Annotated in this window: 16 protein-coding genes, 2 pseudogenes and 3 riboswitches; of the genes and pseudogenes, 6 read left to right on the top strand and 12 right to left on the bottom strand. The window is 65.6% G+C overall.

From position 1 onward, the window contains the following. Positions 1-42: 42 nt before the first annotated feature. Positions 43-163: riboswitch (SAM riboswitch) on the bottom strand. A gap of 194 nt (positions 164-357) precedes the next feature. Together AC5Y5W_RS14710 and AC5Y5W_RS14705 are read left to right on the top strand one after the other, a co-directional pair. After that, positions 358-2,601, top strand: a complete 2,244-nt coding sequence (locus AC5Y5W_RS14710; RefSeq protein WP_500010786.1) for an NADP-dependent isocitrate dehydrogenase — start codon at positions 358-360, stop codon at positions 2,599-2,601. Between the two features lie 132 nt (positions 2,602-2,733). Continuing rightward, complete coding sequence (locus tag AC5Y5W_RS14705; RefSeq protein ID WP_500010785.1) at positions 2,734-3,966, top strand: NADP-dependent isocitrate dehydrogenase; 1,233 nt, start codon at positions 2,734-2,736, stop codon at positions 3,964-3,966. Here the strand turns inward: AC5Y5W_RS14705 and ephH are convergent. Beyond that, complete coding sequence (gene ephH, locus AC5Y5W_RS14700; RefSeq protein ID WP_500010784.1) at positions 3,953-4,783, bottom strand: epoxide hydrolase EphH; 831 nt, start codon at positions 4,781-4,783, stop codon at positions 3,953-3,955. The two genes, AC5Y5W_RS14705 and ephH, sit on opposite strands and share 14 nt — an antisense overlap. Positions 4,784-4,892: 109 nt before the next feature. Further along, positions 4,893-5,052: riboswitch (cobalamin riboswitch) on the top strand. A 111-nt stretch (positions 5,053-5,163) separates the two neighbouring features. Here ephH and AC5Y5W_RS14695 point away from each other — a divergent pair. From AC5Y5W_RS14695 to yhjD, 3 genes are read left to right on the top strand one after another with little or no spacing between them, the layout of a single operon-like run. Further along, complete coding sequence (locus AC5Y5W_RS14695; RefSeq protein WP_500010783.1) at positions 5,164-6,819, top strand: PPE family protein; 1,656 nt, start codon at positions 5,164-5,166, stop codon at positions 6,817-6,819. A 48-nt stretch (positions 6,820-6,867) separates the two neighbouring features. Then, positions 6,868-7,887, top strand: a complete 1,020-nt coding sequence (gene trpS / locus AC5Y5W_RS14690) for a tryptophan--tRNA ligase (RefSeq protein WP_500010782.1) — start codon at positions 6,868-6,870, stop codon at positions 7,885-7,887. 20 nt (positions 7,888-7,907) lie between these two features. Further along, positions 7,908-8,930, top strand: coding sequence for an inner membrane protein YhjD (gene yhjD / locus AC5Y5W_RS14685; protein WP_500010781.1), 1,023 nt, complete (start codon positions 7,908-7,910; stop codon positions 8,928-8,930). Here yhjD and AC5Y5W_RS14680 read toward each other — a convergent pair. The 10 genes and pseudogenes from AC5Y5W_RS14680 to AC5Y5W_RS14635 all read right to left on the bottom strand — a co-directional run bounded on the left by AC5Y5W_RS14680 (position 8,927) and on the right by AC5Y5W_RS14635 (position 18,265). Continuing rightward, positions 8,927-9,241 (bottom strand): DMT family transporter, encoded by a 315-nt coding sequence (locus tag AC5Y5W_RS14680; RefSeq protein WP_500010780.1) that lies wholly within the window; start codon positions 9,239-9,241, stop codon positions 8,927-8,929. The genes yhjD and AC5Y5W_RS14680 overlap by 4 nt on opposite strands. 11 nt (positions 9,242-9,252) lie before the next feature. Beyond that, a riboswitch (guanidine-III (ykkC-III) riboswitch) is annotated at positions 9,253-9,315 on the bottom strand. Positions 9,316-9,330: 15 nt separating this feature from the next. Beyond that, positions 9,331-9,708, bottom strand: a complete 378-nt coding sequence (locus AC5Y5W_RS14675; RefSeq protein WP_500010779.1) for a nuclear transport factor 2 family protein — start codon at positions 9,706-9,708, stop codon at positions 9,331-9,333. Positions 9,709-9,710: 2 nt separating this feature from the next. Further along, on the bottom strand, positions 9,711-10,106 hold the full coding sequence (locus tag AC5Y5W_RS14670; RefSeq protein ID WP_500010778.1) for a DoxX family protein: 396 nt from the start codon (positions 10,104-10,106) through the stop codon (positions 9,711-9,713). Between the two features lie 70 nt (positions 10,107-10,176). Then, on the bottom strand, positions 10,177-11,313 hold the full coding sequence (nagA, locus tag AC5Y5W_RS14665) for an N-acetylglucosamine-6-phosphate deacetylase (RefSeq protein WP_500010777.1): 1,137 nt from the start codon (positions 11,311-11,313) through the stop codon (positions 10,177-10,179). Next, a complete protein-coding gene (locus tag AC5Y5W_RS14660) occupies positions 11,304-12,794 on the bottom strand; it encodes a sugar porter family MFS transporter (RefSeq protein ID WP_500010776.1) in 1,491 nt (496 codons plus the stop codon). Before AC5Y5W_RS14660 ends, nagA begins: the two co-directional genes overlap by 10 nt. A 78-nt stretch (positions 12,795-12,872) precedes the next feature. Continuing rightward, positions 12,873-14,099, bottom strand: coding sequence for a D-alanyl-D-alanine carboxypeptidase DacB1 (dacB1, locus tag AC5Y5W_RS14655; RefSeq protein WP_500010775.1), 1,227 nt, complete (start codon positions 14,097-14,099; stop codon positions 12,873-12,875). An 82-nt stretch (positions 14,100-14,181) separates the two neighbouring features. After that, a pseudogene (locus AC5Y5W_RS14650) lies at positions 14,182-14,882 on the bottom strand (SMP-30/gluconolactonase/LRE family protein). Positions 14,883-15,002: 120 nt separating this feature from the next. Then, positions 15,003-16,433: pseudogene (locus AC5Y5W_RS14645) on the bottom strand (aspartate aminotransferase family protein); the annotation flags it as partial. Continuing rightward, positions 16,434-17,672, bottom strand: a complete 1,239-nt coding sequence (locus AC5Y5W_RS14640) for a nucleotide disphospho-sugar-binding domain-containing protein (RefSeq protein WP_500010774.1) — start codon at positions 17,670-17,672, stop codon at positions 16,434-16,436. It abuts the pseudogene before it with no gap. Next, complete coding sequence (locus AC5Y5W_RS14635; protein ID WP_500010773.1) at positions 17,672-18,265, bottom strand: TetR/AcrR family transcriptional regulator; 594 nt, start codon at positions 18,263-18,265, stop codon at positions 17,672-17,674. The genes AC5Y5W_RS14640 and AC5Y5W_RS14635 overlap by 1 nt, the downstream gene beginning before the upstream one ends. Before the next feature lie 68 nt (positions 18,266-18,333). Here AC5Y5W_RS14635 and AC5Y5W_RS14630 point away from each other — a divergent pair, with 68 nt between their 5' ends. Next, a complete protein-coding gene (locus AC5Y5W_RS14630) occupies positions 18,334-19,236 on the top strand; it encodes a sigma-70 family RNA polymerase sigma factor (protein WP_500010772.1) in 903 nt (300 codons plus the stop codon). On the opposite strand, the gene AC5Y5W_RS14625 is transcribed toward AC5Y5W_RS14630, so the two are convergent. Next, a partial coding sequence (locus AC5Y5W_RS14625; RefSeq protein ID WP_500022391.1) for a carboxymuconolactone decarboxylase family protein occupies positions 19,208-19,879 on the bottom strand: 672 nt, incomplete at its 5' end. The genes AC5Y5W_RS14630 and AC5Y5W_RS14625 overlap by 29 nt on opposite strands.

The raw sequence follows: 19,879 nt of genomic DNA, 5'->3' as shown, positions 1-19,879 counted from the left end.
TGCATCAGGTTTCCCTGTCTACTCGGGGGGCCCGTCACGGCGGACCCGCGCTTGCCGCGTAGCCGGTTGTGGCTACTCAACCTGGTCATCACCCGGGGCACCCCACCGCGGTTGGAGGGTTGCCGGCCAGCAAGCCGGGGCTTGAACGCTGGCACTCATGACCGACCTGAAGCTTATCGCACGCCGGCGATACGCCGCCACCTGACTCGCCGACGATGCAGACCGCGAGCAGGATAAACGCCCTTGATAACGCTCGACCCCTTTACCGCTGCCGATTACCGGGTACGCGATACTGGCAGCCACCGAGACATACGCCAGCCGCTGACAAATCTGACTTGAGACGCCGGGAGACAGACCGTGTGCGCCGAACAGCCGACCATCATCTACACGTTGACCGACGAGGCGCCGCTGTTGGCGACATACGCCTTTCTGCCGATCGTGCGGGCCTTTGCCGAACCGGCGGGCATCAAGATCGAAGCCAGCGACATCTCGGTGGCGGCCCGTATCTTGGCCGCTTTCCCCGATTACCTCACCGAAGAGCAGCGCGTGCCGGACAACCTCGCCGAACTCGGCCGGCTGACGCAGCTGCCCGACACCACCATCATCAAGCTGCCCAACATCAGCGCCTCGGTGCCACAGCTGGTGGCGGCGATCAAAGAGCTGCAGGAAAAGGGATTCAAAGTTCCCGACTACCCGGAGAACCCGAAAACCGATCAGGAACGGGAGCTGAGAAAGCGCTACGCCAATGTTTTGGGTAGCGCGGTGAATCCGGTGCTGCGGGAAGGCAACTCGGATCGCCGTGCGCCCAAGGCGGTCAAGGAGTACGCGCGCAAGCACCCGCACAGCATGGGGGAGTGGTCGATGGCGTCGCGCACTCACGTGGCGACCATGCGGCACGGCGACTTCTATCACGGCGAGAAGTCGATGACGCTGGACCGCGCGCGCGAGGTGAAGATGGAGCTGGTGACCAAAAGCGGCGAGACGATCGTGCTCAAGCCGAAGGTGCCACTGGCCGAAGGCGACATCATCGACAGCATGTTCATGAGCGTGCGAGCTCTGCGCGAGTTCTACGAGGAACAGATGGAGGATGCACGCAAGACCGGCGTGATGTTCTCCCTGCACGTCAAGGCCACGATGATGAAGGTCAGCCACCCCATCGTGTTCGGCCACGCAGTCAAGGTCTTCTACTCCGACGCGTTCGCCAAGCATCAGAAGCTGTTCGACGAGCTCGGGGTCAACGTCAACAACGGCCTGGTGGACCTCTACAACAAAATCGAGTCGCTGCCCGCATCGCAGCACGACGAGATCATTCGCGACCTGCACGCCTGTCACGAGCACCGCCCCGAGTTGGCCATGGTCGATTCGGCCAAGGGAATCTCGAACTTCCACTCGCCCAGCGACGTGATCGTAGACGCTTCGATGCCGGCGATGATCCGCGCCGGCGGCAAGATGTACGGCGCCGACGGACGGCAAAAGGACACCAAGGCCGTCAACCCCGAGTCCACGTTCGCCCGCATCTACCAGGAAATCATCAACTTCTGCAAGACCAACGGCGCTTTCGACCCGGCGACCATGGGCACCGTTCCCAACGTCGGGCTGATGGCGCAGCAGGCCGAGGAATACGGGTCGCACGACAAGACATTCGAGCTAGCCCACGATGGCGTCGCCAACATCGTGGACCTCGACACCGGCGAAGTGCTGCTGTCACAGAATGTGGAAGCCGGCGACATCTGGCGGATGCCGATCGTGCGGGACGCGCCGATCCGCGACTGGGTGAAGCTGGCCGTCACCCGCGCCCGTAACTCCGGCATGCCGGTGCTGTTTTGGCTGGACCCCTACCGGCCCCACGAAAACGAACTGATCAAGAAGGTCAGGACGTATCTGAAAGATCACGACACCGAGGGCCTCGACATCCAGATCATGTCGCAGGTTCGTTCGATGCGATACACCTTGGAACGGCTGATCCGCGGGCTGGACACCATCGCCGCGACCGGCAACATCCTGCGCGACTACCTGACCGACCTGTTTCCGATCCTGGAGTTGGGCACCAGCGCCAAGATGCTGTCCATCGTGCCGTTGATGGCCGGCGGCGGAATGTATGAAACCGGGGCGGGCGGGTCGGCGCCCAAGCACGTCAAGCAACTGGTGGAGGAGAATCACCTGCGCTGGGACTCGCTGGGCGAGTTCCTGGCACTGGGCGCCAGCCTGGAGGATATGGGCGCCAAGATCGGCAACGAGCGCGCCGAGATTCTGGGCACGACGCTGGATGCCGCGATCGGCAAGCTGCTGGACAACAACAAGAGCCCGTCGCGCAAGACCGGTGAGCTCGACAACCGCGGCAGCCAGTTCTATCTGGCCATGTACTGGGCGCAAGAGCTGGCGGCCCAGAACGATGACGAGGATCTGCGGAAGCACTTCACCGCACTGGCCGATGCCCTGAAGGAAAACGAAGACGTCATCGTTGCCGAACTGGCCGAGGCGCAGGGCGAGGCGGTCGACATCGGCGGCTACTACGCGCCGGACGCCGCCTTGACGACTGCGGTGATGCGCCCGAGTAAAACACTCAACGCTGCACTCGACGCCCAGGTCACGACCGCCTGAATCCTGATTGTTCAGAACCGTCCGGTCCGGGGCACCCCTTGTAGTGTTGGGTCGAGAGAGATTGCTCACCCGCGGGCTCACCAGGTTGCCCACAAGGCGGCGTTAATCGTCGGGTAGGAGGATCGGACTCAGATGTCTGACGGCGGAAAGATCAAAGTCAAAGGCACGGTAGTAGAGCTCGACGGCGACGAGATGACACGTGTTATCTGGCAGTGGATCAAGGATTTGCTGATCTTTCCGCACCTCGACATCAACCTGGATTACTACGACCTGGGCATCGAGCACCGCGACGACACGGACGACCAGGTGACGATCGACTGCGCCTATGCCATCAAGAAGCACGGCGTCGGCGTCAAGTGCGCGACCATCACCCCCGACGAGGCCCGCGTCAAGGAGTTCGACCTCAAGACCATGTGGTCGTCGCCGAACGGAACGATCCGAAACATTCTGGGCGGCACAATATTTCGCGAGCCGATCATGATTTCGAACGTTCCGCGGTTGGTTCCCGGGTGGAAGAAGCCGATTATCATCGGCCGGCACGCTTTTGGCGACCAGTATCGTGCGACGAACTTCAAAGTGGACCGCCCCGGCACCGTCACACTGACCTTCACGCCCAATGACGACAGCGAGCCGGTTGTGCATGAAATGGTGAGCATTCCCGAAGACGGCGGTGTGGTGATGGGGATGTACAACTTCAAGGAATCGATCCAGGACTTCGCCCGCACGTCGTTTGCCTATGGCCTGCAAGAGAACTACCCGGTGTACCTGTCGACCAAGAACACCATCCTCAAGTCTTATGACGGCATGTTCAAAGATGAGTTCCAGCGCATCTACGACGAGGAGTTCAAGGACAAGTTCGACAAAGCCGGACTGACCTACGAGCACCGGTTGATCGACGACATGGTGGCGGCCTGCCTGAAGTGGGAGGGCGGCTATGTCTGGGCCTGCAAGAACTATGACGGCGACGTGCAATCCGACGCGGTGGCGCAGGGCTACGGTTCACTCGGGCTGATGACGTCGGTGCTGATGACCGCCGATGGTAAGACGGTCGAGGCCGAAGCCGCGCATGGCACCGTCACGCGGCATTTCCGTCAGTACCAGGAAGGCAAGCCCACCTCCACCAACCCGATCGCCTCGATCTTCGCGTGGACCCGGGGGTTGCAGCACCGCGGCAAGCTGGACAACACCCCCGAGGTGAGCGAGTTCGCTCAGAAGCTGGAAGACGTCGTCGTCACCACCGTCGAGGGTGGCCAGATGACCAAGGACCTCGCACTGCTGATCGGTAAGGATCAAGACTGGCAGACCAGCGAGGAGTTCCTCAACACGATCGCCGAGAACCTGGACAAGGCCCTCAGCTCGACCTGATCTCGCGAATCGGCGGGCTGTATTGGTCGAGGAAATCGGTGATGACTTCGGTGATGCGGCCCGGCGCTTCGAACATCGGGATGTGACCGACACCGTCCAGCTCAGTCACCTGCGTGCCCTTGGGAAGTTGGCCCCTGAAGTAGCGGTGGGATCTCGGCCCCGGAAAGACCCGGTCCTTTTCGCAGATCACCAGATGGGCGGGAACGGCGGTCTGCGCCAAGTCCGCCAGTCCGGGCATCAACAGCGCTTTGATCAGCAACTGGAAGTAGGCCGGGCAGTGCGCAACGTCGTCGATGATCGCCCGGAGCTCGGCTTCGCTGACGCCTTCCGGTGGTCCACTGATCGGCAGGGTGGCCAGCCGGCGGCTGAACGGCAGTTGCAACGCGCGCGGCCCGAGCCAGCGGGCCAGCGCCCATACCGGCATGCCCATCACGAACTTGGCGATCACCTCGAACTTGGTCGGGCTCCACCGCGTCCATCCGCCCGCCGGGGCGATTCCGGTGATGGTGCGGGCCCGGCCCCGGCTCTCCAGTTCGAACGCCACCCAGCCGCCCAGCGAGTTGCCGACGATGTGGGCGGTGTTCCAGCCCAGCTCATCGAGTTGCCGCTCCACGTGATCGGCCAGTACCTCCGAGCTCAGAAACCAGGTACCCGAGTAGGGCCCGCCGTTGTGGCCGGCCATCGTCGGGGCGAACACCTCATAGCGGCCGGTGTCGGCCAATTGCTGGGCGACGGTCTCCCATACCAGCTGCGAGATCAGAAAAGGATGTAGCAGCAGGACCGGTTCTCCGGTACCCAGATGAATTGGCGCGCGCATATGCCGACACTATGGCGATACCGCCGGTACTCGCAATTGCGCCATTGGAATTGCAGATCGCCGGCGTCTTGCGACTGATTCGCGAATGACGGGATTGGCATGCCATAATCCGCCGGTAAGGCGACGACGTTGCAGGAAGCCGGTGCAAGTCCGGCGCGGTCCCGCCACTGTCATCGGGGAGCGACCCTCATCCGCCACGGCTGCGAGCTGGAAGGCGAGGCGAGCAACGATCCGAGAGCCAGGACACTCGCGTCGTCGCATCCTGCTACCCGGGGCGGTGTACCCCGAGAGAGCTGACGAATCGCCATGCCATGCATGTCAGGGTCGGCCGTCGCGGCTGCCCATTTCGATAAATCCGCTGCGATTTCAGGTAGTGGGCGGTGACCGCGCCAATTTGGATGGCCGCGCCGCCGGAAGTGCATTCGACGCTGCTGTCCAGTGGTCCCGGCCCCGGCTCGCTGCTGGCCGCTGCGACGGCGTGGAATTCGCTGGGCACCGAATACCTCGAGGCGGCTGAGGAACTCACCGCGCTGTTGGGAGCGGTGCAGGCCGGGACGTGGGACGGTCCGACCGCCGAGAGCTACGTGGCCGCCCACGCGCCGTATCTGGCGTGGCTGATGCAAGCCGCCACCGATAGCGCCGTGCGAGCGGCCCGGCATGAAACCGCCGCCACGGCCTACATCAGTGCGCTGGCGGCCATGCCGACGCTGGCCGAGCTGGCCGCCAACCATGCCGCCCACGCGGCGTTGGTGGCGACGAATTTCTTCGGCGTCAACGCGATTCCGATCGCGCTGAACGAGGCCGACTACGTGCGGATGTGGATTCAGGCCGCCACCGTGATGGGCACCTATCAAACTGTCGCCACCGCTGCGGTCGCGGCGTCACCGCAAACCACGCCTGCGCCGCAGATCATGAAAGCCGACACCTCGGCGGCCGCTGCCGATCAGCCGTCACCGCTGCCCCCCGACCGGCAGGACGACGTCCTTGATTGGCTGAACAACAGCGGGTTCACCGACTTTTTCGACAGGGTCTTCCAACCGCTGATCGACGGTCTGATGAGCGACCCGTTCTTCCAGGACATGTTCGCCGGGTTTGATCCCTGGCTGCCGGTGCTCGGTAATCCGCTGACCTACCTCAACCCGGCCAACATTGCGTTCGCCCTCGGCTACCCGATGGACATCGGAACGTACGTTGCGCTGCTGTCGCAAACCTTCGGATTCATCGGGGCGGATCTTGCCGCCGCATTCGCGACCGGTAACCCCGCGACGATCGCTTTCACCATTCTGTTCACCACCGTCGAAGCCATCGGCACGATCATCACCGACACCATCGCGCTGCTCAAGACTTTGCTGGAGACGACCCTGCTGCCGGTTTTTCTGCCGCTGCTGACCCTTCCGTTGGTTCCGCTGGTGGCTGCACCGGTACTGCTGGGCGGCGCCGTGGGCGTGGGTTTGCACCTGCACGGCATCCCGGTGATGCCCGTCATCCCGGCCCCTCCGCCGTTGGCATTGGCGCTGGCGCCGACCCCGCCTCCCGTCCCGGCTCCGGCACCTGCACCGTCGCCCGTCCCCGCGCCGGCAACGGCCCCGGCGCCGCCGGCACCCGTGGCCCCGCCGCCGGCGCCGTCAGCGCCACCGGTGGGTCTGACCATGGACGGGTTGGCGTACATGCTCGGTGGACTGACCGCCGATGCGCGGCGGGCGGCCAGCACCAGCGCCCGCCGCAAGAAGGCGCGACATGCCCACGGTGCTCAGCCTTTGGTGGCTGCGGCGGCTATGGAAGACCAGGCCCCGGGTGGGCGGCACCGGCGGGCGGAGGTCACACAACTGGGCCGCGGGTACGAATACATGGACCTGGAGTCAGAGCCCGCGGTCGTGGCCTCGGATCAGGGCGCGGGACCAATGGGATTTGCCGGGACCGAACGCACGGTGGCCGGGGCACAGCCGGCGGGGTTGACCACAGTGACCGGTGACTCCTACGGCGGCGGCTCCACGGCGCCGATGATGCCGCGCACCTGGGATCACGGGCCCGACTGAGTGACCGTGGGCCGCCGGCCGGGGCCCGCGTGAAAAGATCGAGCCATCATGAACACCGCTACCGCAACCCGCCGGGTCTTCTCCGGTGTGCAGCCCACCTCTGACTCGCTTCACCTCGGCAATGCTCTGGGTGCGGTGACTCATTGGGCCGAGTTGCAGGACGACCATGACACGTTCTTCTGCGTGGTCGACCTGCACGCCATCACCATCCCGCAGGAGCCCGACGTGTTGCGGCGGCGCACGCTGGTCACCGCGGCGCAGTATCTCGCGCTGGGCGTCGACCCGGCCCGCAGCACGATCTTCGTGCAAAGTCACGTGCCGGCCCACACGCAGCTGGCTTGGGTGCTGGGCTGTTTCACCGGTTTCGGCCAGGCCTCCCGGATGACGCAGTTCAAAGACAAGTCGACGCGCCAGGGCGCCGAGTCGACGACGGTGGGGCTGTTCACCTACCCGGTACTGCAGGCTGCCGACGTGCTGGCCTATGACGCCGAACTGGTGCCGGTCGGCGAGGACCAGCGCCAGCATCTCGAATTGGCCCGCGATGTCGCGCAGCGCTTCAACAGCCGGTTCCCGGATACTTTCGTCGTTCCCGACCTGCTCATCCCCAAGGTCACCGCGAAGATCTACGATTTGCAAGACCCGTCAGCCAAGATGAGCAAATCGGCAGCGACCGACGCCGGCCTGATCAACTTGCTCGACGATCCGCGGTTGTCGGCCAAGAAGATTCGCTCGGCGGTAACCGACAGCGAACGCGACATCCGCTATGACCCGGTGGCCAAACCCGGGGTGTCGAATCTGCTCGGGATCCAGTCCGCGGTCAGCGGTGTCGACCTCGACACCTTGGTAGGGCATTACGCCGGGCGGGGCTATGGCGACCTGAAGAAGGACACCGCCGACGCCGTCGTCGAATTCGTGACACCGATCAAGACCCGGGTCGACGAGTTGCTCGCAGATCCGGCCGAATTGGAGTCAGTGCTGGCTAATGGGGCGGCACGAGCGCAGGATGTGGCGGCAAAAACGGTCGATCGTGTCTACGACCGGCTAGGGTTTCTTCCACGACGTTTCTAGTCCGCGACGATGCGGAGGTCATGAGCGAATCGGCCCAACCCGGACTTCTGGATCGGCTGCGTGCGCGGTACGGGTGGTTCGACCGCGTGATGCAGGCCAACGAGCGTTTCAATGACGCCAGGGGCAACTATTTCGCGGCCGGCCTCACCTACTACACGATCTTTGCGCTGTTTCCCTTGCTGATGGTCGGTTTCGCCGTTGGCGGCTTCGTCTTGTCGCGCCGGCCCGCGCTACTGGCCGAGATCGACCACAAGGTGCGGGCCAGTGTGCCCGGTAACTTGGGCCAACAGGTCGTCGATTTGATGAATACCGCGATCGACTCGCGCGCCTCAGTCGGCCTGATCGGTTTGGCCACCGCGGCGTGGGCGGGCCTGAGCTGGATGGCCCATCTCCGCGAAGCGCTCAGCGAGATGTGGATGCAGCGCGGCGAGCGACCCGGATTCGTCCGGACCAAGCTGTCGGATCTGTTTGCGATGGTGTCCACGTTCGTCGCGATCATCGCGACCTTGGCGCTGAGCGCGCTGGCCAGTGCCGCACCGATGGCCAAAGTGCTTGGCTGGCTGGGCATTCACAACGTGCCGATGCTGGACGTGATCTTCCGCGGCGTGTCGGTGTTGATGTCGGTGGTGGTGTCGTGGCTGGTGTTCACCTGGATGATCGCCCGGCTGCCCCGGGCGTCGATCAGCTTTGCCAGCTCGATACGAGCCGGACTGCTCGCCGCGATCGGGTTCGAGGTGTTCAAGTTGGTCGGGTCGATCTATCTGCGGTCGGTGCTGCATACCCCGGCCGGCGCGACGTTCGGCCCGGTGCTGGGGTTGATGGTGTTCGTCTACATCACCGCCCGTCTGCTGTTGTTCGCTACCGCTTGGGCGGCGACTTCACCGGAGAATCTGCTCGCCGCGCCCGTAGCGCCGCCCGACCCGGCGATGATCACCCCCCGGGTGCAGTCCGACGACGGTTTGAGCGCTCGGCAGGTGCTGGCCGCGGTAGCGGCGGGAGCTATTGGCGCACTGGGGCTTTCCCGGCTGCTGCGTCGGCGTTAACTGGCCACCTTGAGGCCGACGATGCAACCGACGACGCCGGCGATGAGCAGCACCTTGATCAGTGACGCGGCTTCGTCTCCGGTCAGCATGGCGTAAGCGACGGTGAGCACCGCGCCGATGCCCACCCACACCGCATAGCTGGTTCCGGTCGGCAAGCTGCGCATCGCGAACGCCAACCCCGCCATCGACAACGTCAGCGCTATAACGAAAACCAGTGAGGCGCCCAGTCGGGAGAAGCCGTCGGATCGGTTCAGGGCCGTCGCCCACACCGCTTCCAGCATTCCGGATATCACCAACACCACCCAGGCCATCGTGCACCTCCGCAGCGCCGTCTTGTCTGGCCCGGTACGGTGCACCTCGTCGGGTTGTCAGTTGCTGACCGGCTCGAGGATAGCAAAGCCTAAGGGAGCCCGGCTCTTCCGAGCTCTGCGGTCACCTGCTGCGCGAAGATGGTGGCGGCTTTGAGTGGACGGACCATCACGGTCAATTCGTCGATCAAGCCGTCGTCGCGACTGTGCAGGAAGTCGCAGCCCTGGATCTGCAAACCGTCCACGGTGGCGTTGAACAGTAACGCGTGATCGGCGGCGCCTGCGTCGATTTCCCTTTCGAAGCGAAATTCGTGCAAGACGGTCGCGACCGCGGAGATGATCGCTGCCACGGTGGTCCGGCCGGTGTAGGGCCGGTGCGCGACTGGGCTGTGCAGAACTACGTCGTCGGTGAACAGTGTGCCGATTGTGTCGATATCGCCCGCCTCGACGGCGGCGCGGAATGCATGCATGCTCACATCACCGGCGCGCGGCCAACGGCTACGGTGACCGCGGCGATCAGAATCAGGATGTTCACCGCGACACTGCGCGGCTCACGAAGATACGCGTGCGAGCTCATTGCGCCTATCATGACGACCACGAAGCCGAGCGCGGCGAGCGAAGTCAGGTACGGCGCGACTCCGGTGATCGTGGGCATCAGGATTCCTACGGCGCCAAGCAATTCGCAGAACGCGGTCACGCGGACCACCGGCAGCGGAAACGGCGCAACACCGGTTTGGCCGGTTGCGATGAGCCGGTCCTTGGGCCAGCTGATTTTCGCCAGCCCGGACACCGTAAAGACGACGGCAAGCAACACTTGCAGGGTCCACAGCAGTACATTCATCGTGTCCTCCAGATCGAATGGGTTCACGGTTAAGACGTGGCACCGTCGCCGGATGTGACAGCAGCTGTCAGGACACCGGTGGGCAGCTAGCCCTCAGCTAGCCCAACACCGTGGGTTCGAGCCATTCGCCGCAGGCCATCACGGCGGTCACCACTAGATCACCGTCCAGCACGACAAGGTTGGCTTTGCGGCCGGTGCAGAGCGCCCCGACGTCATTCAGCCCGAGCGCACGCGCCGGGGTCGCCGACGTCATCTGCACCGCAGCGAGCAGCCCCGCATCCACGGCCGCCGCCCGGAAGAGTTGATCCATGGTCGCGGTGCTGCCCGCGATGGTCGACGTCCCCCGCGCCCGTGGCACCGTCGAGACGACCTCAATTTCCATTGTCCCGAGCCGAAACTCGCCGTCGCCGATCCCGGCCGCCGAAATAGCGTCGGTGACCACCGCCACCCGATCAGGTCCTGCCGTCGCGATCACCGCCGACAGCACAGCGGGATGGACGTGAACCCCGTCCGCGATCAACTCGACCGTTACCCGCGAATCCTGCAGCAGCGCAAGCGCTGGCCCGGGGTCGCGGTGGTGCAGCGGCCGCATGCCGTTGAACAGATGGGTGCCGACCGTCGCGCCAAGCGCGATGGCCTGCCGGGTCTGGTCGTAGCTCGCATCGGTATGTCCAATAGCCACAACGACTCCCGCATCGACAAAGCGAGCAATCGCGTTGTCGCTTCCGCGCCGTTCCGGTGCCAAGGTAACCATTCGGACCGCTCCCTCGCCCGCCGCCAGCAGGGTGTCGATCTCAGCGGGCTCCGGGTCGCGCATCTGTTGAGGATCGTGTGCACCGCACCGCCCCGGGCTCAGCCACGGCCCCTCCAAGTGGATGCCGGCCACGACGCCGGCCTGCGTCGCTTCGGCCAGTGCCCGCACCGCGTTGCGCAGGTGGGCGGGGGATGCCGTGACCAGACTCGCCAATGTCGTGGTGGTGCCGTGCCGGCGATGAAACGCCGCCGCCCGCGCAATGTCTGCGCTGTCGGCGTCGGTGTAGCTCGCGCCACCGCCGCCATGCACATGCATGTCGACGAACCCCGGCACCACAATCGCGCTCGGCAGGTTGACATTGGCCGGCCGGGGCGGGGGGCCGGCGCCGCAGCCCAGGATCCGGTCACCAGACGTTTCCAGCCACCCGGGCCGGTAGACCCGCTGTTCGAGAACGATCGTGCCGGCAGCGATTAGAGCCATGACGGCGTATGTGGCGCGGTGGTAGGCAACTCCTCGGGCCAGCTGCCGCCGTTTTCCCAGAAGTGCCGGATGTCCTCCAGTTGCCGGCCTTTGGTCTCGGGAGCAAACCGATAGACGAAGACGAAGCTTGCGACCGCGAACACCCCGAACACCGCGAAGGTTCCCGCGCCGCCCAATGAACTCAGCATCGACAGGAACGCACCGGCGACGATCGCATTGGCCACCAGATCCGCGGTGAGCATTGCGCTGGACCCAAGCGACCGCAGCCGCGACGGCATGCTCTCGCCGGCATACACCGACACCAGCGCGCCGAAGCCGAAAGTGAAGCCGATCATGAAGATCAGCACTCCGATGAACCCGAACACGGTGAGCGCGTCGTAGGAGTCCGAACCCACGGCGAACACCAGGATCAACAGGAAGTCAGCGGCGATCATCGTGGCGATACCGACCAACAGAATTGGCCGGCGGCCCAGCCGGTCGACGAGAAGCAGCGAGACCACCACCGCGGCCAGCGCGGCGACTTGAACCAGCGCCGGCAACAGCAGCAACGCGAAGCTGCCGCGGAAACCCATCGCCTCGAACAGCCGCGGGCCGTAGCAGATGATGGCGTTGACACCGGTGATCTGAATGAAAAATCCGAGGCCGACCAGGAAGACGGTGGCTCGCAGATACGGGCGGCGCACCATCTCGGCGATGACGCCGCCGGTTTCTTCGCTTTCTTCGCGAAGCGCGCGGCCGATCTCGGCGAGTTCTTTTTCGACATCGCGGTCCGGCTCGACCCGCTGCAGCGCCCGGCGTGCATCGGCAACGCGGCCCTTGAGCATGTACCAGCGAGCGGTGTCGGGCAACCGGTGCAATAGCAGCAGCGCCAGTACCGCGGGCAGCGCGGCCAGCCCCAGCATTAATCGCCAGCTCTCTGAACCGGTCAACACATGCGAGCCGGACAGCAGGTAGGCCGCTACGTAACCGAGGATGATGCCGACGACGGTTGCCACCTGGTAGGCGACCAGCATGGACCCGCGGACCGCGGCCGGCGTGGATTCGGCGACGAATACCGGTGCCACCACCATGGACAGCCCGATGGTCAGCCCGAGCAACAGCCGTGCCACCAGCAACATCGGCAACGACGACGACACCGCGCCCAGCACCGCCAATACGGCGTAGGCGGCGGTGGCCAGGGTGAGGGAGTTTTTCCGCCCGGCCGCATTGGCCAGTGGCCCGCCACCCATGGCCCCGATGATCTGACCGATGACCACCGCCGTGGTGACCAGCTCCTGCTGGTGGGTGCTGAGGTGAAAGCCGTCGGTGATGTACAGCAGCGCGCCGGCGATGTTGGACAGGTCGTAGCCGCAGATCAGGCCAACACTTGCCGCGGTGATCCCGACCAGCAGCGCTCGTCGCGACAGCTGCGCCTGATTGACGCGGCCCATTCTCATCCGGCTGCTGACTCGTGCGCGTGACATTGGCATACGCCCTCCCACGTTAGGCTGCGCGCGCCGTTATGGAGTGGCCAGGCATGCATCGGCCCGGCGCCAGGCCATGTGGTATGCGCCGGGTGCTCAGAATTCGCGCTGCGGCCTGCGGTTCAGCGAGCGCGCGACCATGATCAAGCCGAACACGATGATGGTGCCGATGACCGCCACGCCGACTCGCACCGGCAGCGCGTCGGCGGGCGGCACGATGGCGGCAGCGGCGCGGGCGGCGAGACCGTCGCCATCGGCATCGGCGACGGGTTTGGCGGCCACCAGCGCCGGGTCCGGCTCGATCAGCGTTCCCACCCGAGTGCCCGGGGACGTGGCGAATCCGTAGTCCAGCAGATGTGCGGCCTGTTGCCACGGCGCGATCGGCTGACGGGTGCCGTGCAGCAGTACGGCCATCAGCCGGCGACCGTCCCGGTTGGCCGCACCCACGAACGTCTGACCGGCGTCGTCGGTGTAGCCGGTTTTGCCGCCCAGCGCGCCCGGATAGTGTGCGAGCAACTGGTTGTCGTTCTCCAGCTGATAACCCGGGGCATCGCCGTGGCCGGGGAAGTCGAAGGTCGGTGTCGCGACGATGCCGGCGAATGTCGGGTTCTCCCAGGCATACCGGTAGAACAGGCCGATGTCGTAGGCGGAAGTGCTCATGCCGGGCCCGTCCAATCCGGACGGTGTCGCGACGCGCGTGTCGCGCCCGCCGAGCTTGGCGGCCAGCGTGTTGATCTTCTCCAGGGCGACCTGCATGCCGCCCAGCTGCACGGCCAGCGCGTGGGCGGCGTCGTTGCCGGAATGCATGAGCAGCCCATGCAAGAGCTGGTTGACGGTGTAGGTGCCACCGGGCGCGACGCCCACCTTGGTGCCCTCTGCGGCGGCGTCCTCCGGGGCGCCGTTGACGGTCTTGTTGAGGTTGAGTTCGTTGAGCGATGCCATCGCGACCAGCACCTTGATGACGCTGGCCGGTCGGTGCCGACCGTGGGGGTCGCGGGCGGCGATGATGGCGCCGCTGTCCAGGTCGGCCACCACCCACGCCTCGGCGGAGATGTCGTCGGGCACCGGTGGCGTGTCCGGCGCGGCGATGACACCGCAGCCGGCCAGTGCGTTGCCGCCGACTGGCGACGGGGGCACCGGCAGCGGAAGCGGCGGATCACCGGCCTGGGGCACTTCCGACGAATCCACCGCCGGCGGGGTGGACACCTTGTAGCGGCACGCGTCCGGCGCGGCGTCGGGCTCGGCCACGGCGGCGGGAAGGCTCGGCGCCGCGGCTAGGAAAACCGCTGCTGCCAGGCACGATGCGGAACGTAGGAAGACCATCGTGTGTGCAGGGTAGGCGATCGGCGGCCCGATTCAGCGGAGCCGCGCTGTGACTGATGTTGCAGAAGTTAAAAGGCGAGGTTCAACGGGCGCCGGCCGCCGCAAGCTCGACGTGCGCGACGGCCGGGAAGCCAATCGTGCCCATCCATAGCTTGCCGGCGCTTTCGACAAGGCCGGTGACGACGCCAAAGTGGGGATGGCTGGTACGTAGGCCGGCGACGGGCGCACCGCCGTCCGGGTCGAACGCGACGGCCCACACCTCGGGTCTGATCCGTGGTTGCATGCGGTCGGGCAGTCGCCACGCGATCTTGCGCAGGATCGGCGGGCGTGGCAGCAGCCATTCCAGCGCAGTATTGGCCTGGGCGACCATCGCCGTCCAGATCCGCCCGTCGGCACCCGTGGACAGGTTGTCGGGCATGCCGGGCAGATTCACCGCCAGCGGTGTCACCGAACCGGCATGCGGGCCGGTCAGCCAGTACTTCGACAGCCGGCGCGCCTGGGTTTCGGCGAAGACCAGCGCCGATTCGTCAGTCGTCGCCGTTACCCCGTTGGCGAAGTAGAGTCCGTCGACCAGCGAAGTGACGGTGCCGTCGGTACCGAGCCGGAACAGGCCGCCGCGTCCGCGTGCCTCGATGACCGCCGCGGTGTAGTCCTCGAAACGAAAATCACACGTCGATTCGGTGAAATAGATTGTGCCGTCGGATGTTTCGGTGACATTGGAACCGTCTTCCAGGCCGGTCCATTGCCGGGCAGCGGGACGACTGTGATGCTCGCCGTCGGCATGTCGGGAAGCGGGTCGACCGGTGGTGGCTGCCAGCGGACCGGGTCGATATTCTTGCCGCGAAAGTGCAACTACCGACGCTGTTCCTCGAGAAATACGTCGGTAGTTGCACTTTCGCGAGACTAGAGATGACTCTCTGTGAGCGCACTGCGCAGAATCGATTCGATGGTGTCGAATTCGATTGGGCCGCTGATCAGTGGCGGCGCCAACTGGATCGCCGGGTCGCCGCGGTTGTCGATGCGGCAGTACAGCCCGCCGTCGTAGATCGCCGCGGACAGCTTGGGCAGCAACCGCTGGCGTTCCTCGGCGCTGAAGGTCTGTTTGGTCGTCTGGTCTTTGACCAATTCGATCGAGTAGAAGTAGCCGTCGCCGCGGATGTCGCCGACGATCGGCAGGTCGTAGAGCCTCTCCAAAGCGGTACGCAGGTCGGCTGTGTGGTGTTTGACGCGATCGGTCAGGCCCTCACGTTCGAAGATGTCGAGGTTGGCCAACGCGACAGCGGCCGAGACCGGATGCCCGCCGAAGGTGTAGCCGTGCGGGAACATCGTCGTCGCGTCGTCGAAGGGCTCGAACAGTCGGTCGCTGGCGATCATCGCGCCGATCGGCGAGTACCCCGACGTCATCCCCTTGGCGCAGGTGATCAGGTCGGGCAGGTAGCCGAAATCGTCACAGGCGAACATCGATCCGATGCGGCCAAAGGCACAGATCACTTCGTCGGAGACCAGCAGCACGTCGTAGTCATCGCAGATCTCCCGGACCCGCTCGAAATAGCCGGGCGGCGGCGGGATGCTGCCGCCGGCGTTTTGCACCGGTTCGAGGAACACCGCGGCGACGGTGTCGGGGCCCTCGAACTCGATCGCCTCGGCGATCCTGTCGGCGGCCCACCGCCCAAAGGCTTTGGCGTCGGCGTCGAACGGTTCAGCTGCGCGGTAGAAGTTCGTGTTGGGCACTTTCACCGCGCCCGGTACCAGTGGCTCGAACGGGGTCTTGAACTCCGGCACCCCGGTGATGGCCAGCGCGCCCTGCGGGGTGCCGTGGTAGGCGACGGCCCGCGAAATCGCTTTGTACTTCCCGGGTTTTCCGGTGAGCTTGAAGTACTGCTTGGCCAGTTTCCACGCGGTTTCCACCGCCTCGCCGCCACCGGTGGTGAAGAACACCCGATTCAGGTCGCCGGGCGCGTAGCGCGCCAGCCGTTCGGCCAGCGCGATAGCCGGCGGCGTGGCGTAGGACCACAGCGGAAAGTACGCCAGTGTGCGGGCCTGCGCCGCGGCCGCCTCGGCGAGTTCGGCGCGGCCATGTCCGACCTGCACGGTGAACAGCCCGGACAGTCCGTCGAGGTAGCTTTTGCCGCGGTCGTCCCAGATCGTGACGCCTTCGCCGCGGGTGATGATCGGCGGTGTAATGCCGGGTCCATGCCGGGCGAAGTGACCCCATAGATGCCGTTCGGCCTTGGCTGACAGATTCTCGCTCATGTTGACCGCGAGCGTAACGCCACGGCGCTTTTGGGCGCTCGAATTATCAGTGGCGTTACGCTCGGCGCCGGCTGCCGACGCCTAGGCCGGCCCGCGTTGGCCAAGCAACCGCCGCTCGATGAGATCAGCGCCGTAGCTAACGCCGCCGGTGGCCGAGAACCCGTCCGCCACCCGTCGTGCGCCCTCGGTCATCGACATCGCCTGCAACACCTTGGATTTCAACCGCATCGGGCTTAGCCGCCGGGCAGCAAGGCGGGTTCCGCTGCGGGAGACCTCGACGCGCCGAGCCACCTCGAACTGGTCGCGGCCATGCGGCACGACGCACACCGGCACACCGCGCACAAGCGCCTTCTGCGTGGTCCCCATACCGCCGTGGGTGACCGCGCAGACCGCCCGATCCAACACGGCGCCGTGCGGCACGAACGCTTTGACGGTGGCGTTGCGCGGCGGCGTGATGCCGTTCGGGACGCCGGTAGGCAACGTGGCGACGACGTGCACAGGCTGATCGGCCAGCGCTTCGAGGGCCGTGAGCGCCAGCGCGGCGTCGTCTTGACGTTCTGAGGAGTTGGAGACCAGCACGACGGGTGAGTCGATGTCGTCGAGCCATGGCGGCGGCTCACCTGCGGGGTCAAAGTCGCAGGGACCGATCAGCTGGACTGAGCCACCCCAATCCGGGTGCGGATATTCGAACGGCTCGCCAGTGGCGACCAGGACCAGCGGCGCGCGCCGGGCGAACTCGTCGGCAGAACCGACCGGGACGGCACCCGCGTCGGCGCGAACCCTGTTGAGCGGACCTAACATCGCCATTTCCACCGCACCGAGCACAATCGGGCGCAGCGCCGCATTGCGTATCCGGCCGGCCAGGCCGGGCCACGGCCGCAGGCCCGGTCCGAACGGCGGCACATCGCGGGATCCCAGAAACGGGGTGTAGGGCCAGAACGTCAGCCAAGGAACGTCCCCGGCGTCAGCGACCGCGGCGGCGCCCCAGCAGTTGGTGTCGATGATCAACGCATCCGGCGCAACGGTATCGATCGCGCCACGCAGGTCGCCGATCTCATGTGCCGCGCGCTCGGCGAAGGTGGCGCAGGCCAACGTCAATGCCGCCCGCTGATTGGGCGCCCTCCAGTCGGACATCACGATGTCCTCGATGCGTGGGTCGATGGCCTCGGTGGCGAATCCGGCTCGGCGACCGGTGAGCACGCCCGCGGCCAGAGTGCGCAACACGACGCGGTGACCGCGTTCGTGGAGTTCGGTCAGCAACGCGCAGATCGGGTACAAATGGCCCAACGCGGGCGAGGTGTACGCCAAAATAGTTGCCATTACGGCTCTTTCGTCGTGAGCGGTTCGAGCATCTCTTGCAGCGCGGCGATGGTTTCCTCGCAGTTCAGGCTGGAGTCGATGCGCAGCAGTTCCCAGGTGCGTAGATCGCAAATTGCAACCAGCTGCGCCAGCCGCCGCGATCGTCCAGGCTCGCCGAGCCGGGCCAGCGCGTCGGGAAACACTGCTTGGCACCAGTCGCGGTGATACTGCTTTCCGGCCGCCACGGCGTCGCCGACGGCAGGGGAGGCCGTGTGCTCGCCGAGCATCTTGAGCATCAACGGCCCCCACTCTTCGTAGTGCCGGACCAGGTTGGTGACGATGTCGTCGAGGTTGTTCGGGACCGCGTCGCCCCGCCTGGCGTGGACTTCGGCAGCGAAGTGGGCTACGGCAGCGGCGAACACGGAATCCCTGTCACCGAACCGGCGCAGGATGGTCTGCACCGTCACGCCGGAACGCGCGGCGATGTCGGCGAGGGTGATATCGGCGAACGCCTTCACCGCGACCAGCTCTTTGGTCGCGATCAGGATGTTGTCGGCGGTTTGGGCGGCAGCGGCCGCTCGAGCGGTCATCCGATAGGGCCGCGCCCTTTTCATGTTAATGATACTAACTCGAAAATTGCGCCGGTGGGTGCTTTGGTGGCGGGCGAACTTAAGCTGAAGCAATGACGACGGCTTCAGACGTCACCGAATTCGAGGCCTTACGCCCGCATTTGCTGACCGTTGCCTACCGGCTGACCGGTACGTTTGCCGACGCCGAGGACATGGTGCAAGAGGCCTGGTTGCGCTGGGAGGGCACCGATGCCGAAATCGCGGACCTGCGGGCCTGGTTGACGACCGTGGTCAGCCGCCTCGCGCTCGACCGATTGCGCTCGGCGGCCCACCGGCGGGAAAGCTACGTGGGCGAATGGTTGCCAGAGCCGGTGGTGACCGGATTCGACGACGCCGATCCGCTGTCAACGGTGGTGGCCAACGAGGACGCCCGCTTCGCGGCGATGGTGGTGCTGGAGCGGCTGGGCCCCGACCAGCGGGTGGCGTTCGTGTTGCACGACGGGTTCGCGGTGCCGTTTGCCGAGGTCGCCGACGTGCTGGGAACCAGCGAGGCCGCCGCGCGGCAGTTGGCATCGCGGGCGCGCCGGGCAGTGGCCGACTCGCCGCCACCGAAGCCGGACACCACTCACAACGAGGTGGTGGGCAAGTTGATGGCGGCGATCGCCGCCGGCGACCTGGCCGCCACCGTCGCCCTGCTGCATCCGGACGTGACGTTCACCGGCGACTCCAACCGCAGGGCGCCGACCGCCGCCCGGGTCATCCACGGACCGGACAAGGTGGCGCGTTTCGTGTTGGGTCTCGCGCAACGCTATGGACCCGCTTTCGTCACCGCCAACCAGTTGGCGCTGGTCAACGGCGAGCTGGGCGCCTACACCTCAGGCTCCCCGGGTGAGGACGGCTATCAGGCGATGATGCCGCGCGTCACCGCGATGACGGTGCGTGAGGGGAAGGTGTGTGCTATCTGGGATATCGCCAACCCTGACAAGTTCACCGGCTCTCCGCTGCGGGCTGGTTAAGCCACGGAACCCGGCAGGCGTCACCGGAATTGAAGCCCTGCTCGGTGATGCCCAGCGCCGAATACATCCGGGCCCGCATGTTTTCCACACCGATCTGGTAGCTCAACTCGACCACGCCGGCATTCCCGAAGCGGGCGCGTAGGTCGGCGACCTGGTCGTCGGTGATGGTGTGCGGATCGGTGGTCATCGCGTCGGCGTAGGCAATCGCGGCGCGCTCGTCATCGGTGAAATGCGGTGAGGTGGCGTACTTGTCGATGTCCTTGAGCCGCTCGATGTCGAGCCCGTCGAGTCGTTGCAGCATGGATCCGAAGTCGACGCACCAGGAGCACCCGATGGTCCGCGCAGTCCAAAAGACCGCCAGCTCGCGGACACTCGCGGGCAGTTTGCGTGATGCTGACTGCAGCATGGATTCGTGTACGGCGTTGGCGGCCAAGATCCGTGGATGGTGGGCTGCGACGGTGAACGGCTCGGGGACCTCGCCGAAGCGCCGCTTGGCGTAGCGGTAGGCGGCGCGGATCCACAGCGGGGCCTTCTTCGGCGGCAGGGGCTCGATACGGGTTTTCTGTGTCATACCCCTCAGACGAGACAGCCCGCGGAAGTGTGACACCACCTTTACCGCGAGCGTGCGTGTCCCCGGCCGACT

This window comes from Mycobacterium sp. NGS51 (assembly GCF_059812525.1).
Note: the sequence above shows the minus strand (reverse complement) of the source record. Positions and strands in the feature narration are given on the sequence as shown.

Excerpts from the sequence above, each read along its gene's own strand:
- AC5Y5W_RS14705 (WP_500010785.1), top strand. The coding sequence starts at position 2,734 with ATGTCTGACGGCGGAAAGATCAAAGTCAAAGGCACGGTAGTAGAGCTC.
- ephH (WP_500010784.1), bottom strand. The coding sequence starts at position 4,783 with ATGCGCGCGCCAATTCATCTGGGTACCGGAGAACCGGTCCTGCTGCTA.
- trpS (WP_500010782.1), top strand. The coding sequence starts at position 6,868 with ATGAACACCGCTACCGCAACCCGCCGGGTCTTCTCCGGTGTGCAGCCC.
- yhjD (WP_500010781.1), top strand. The coding sequence starts at position 7,908 with ATGAGCGAATCGGCCCAACCCGGACTTCTGGATCGGCTGCGTGCGCGG.
- AC5Y5W_RS14680 (WP_500010780.1), bottom strand. The coding sequence starts at position 9,241 with ATGGCCTGGGTGGTGTTGGTGATATCCGGAATGCTGGAAGCGGTGTGG.
- AC5Y5W_RS14675 (WP_500010779.1), bottom strand. The coding sequence starts at position 9,708 with ATGCATGCATTCCGCGCCGCCGTCGAGGCGGGCGATATCGACACAATC.
- nagA (WP_500010777.1), bottom strand. The coding sequence starts at position 11,313 with ATGGCTCTAATCGCTGCCGGCACGATCGTTCTCGAACAGCGGGTCTAC.
- dacB1 (WP_500010775.1), bottom strand. The coding sequence starts at position 14,099 with ATGGTCTTCCTACGTTCCGCATCGTGCCTGGCAGCAGCGGTTTTCCTA.
- AC5Y5W_RS14640 (WP_500010774.1), bottom strand. The coding sequence starts at position 17,672 with ATGGCAACTATTTTGGCGTACACCTCGCCCGCGTTGGGCCATTTGTAC.
- AC5Y5W_RS14635 (WP_500010773.1), bottom strand. The coding sequence starts at position 18,265 with ATGAAAAGGGCGCGGCCCTATCGGATGACCGCTCGAGCGGCCGCTGCC.
- AC5Y5W_RS14630 (WP_500010772.1), top strand. The coding sequence starts at position 18,334 with ATGACGACGGCTTCAGACGTCACCGAATTCGAGGCCTTACGCCCGCAT.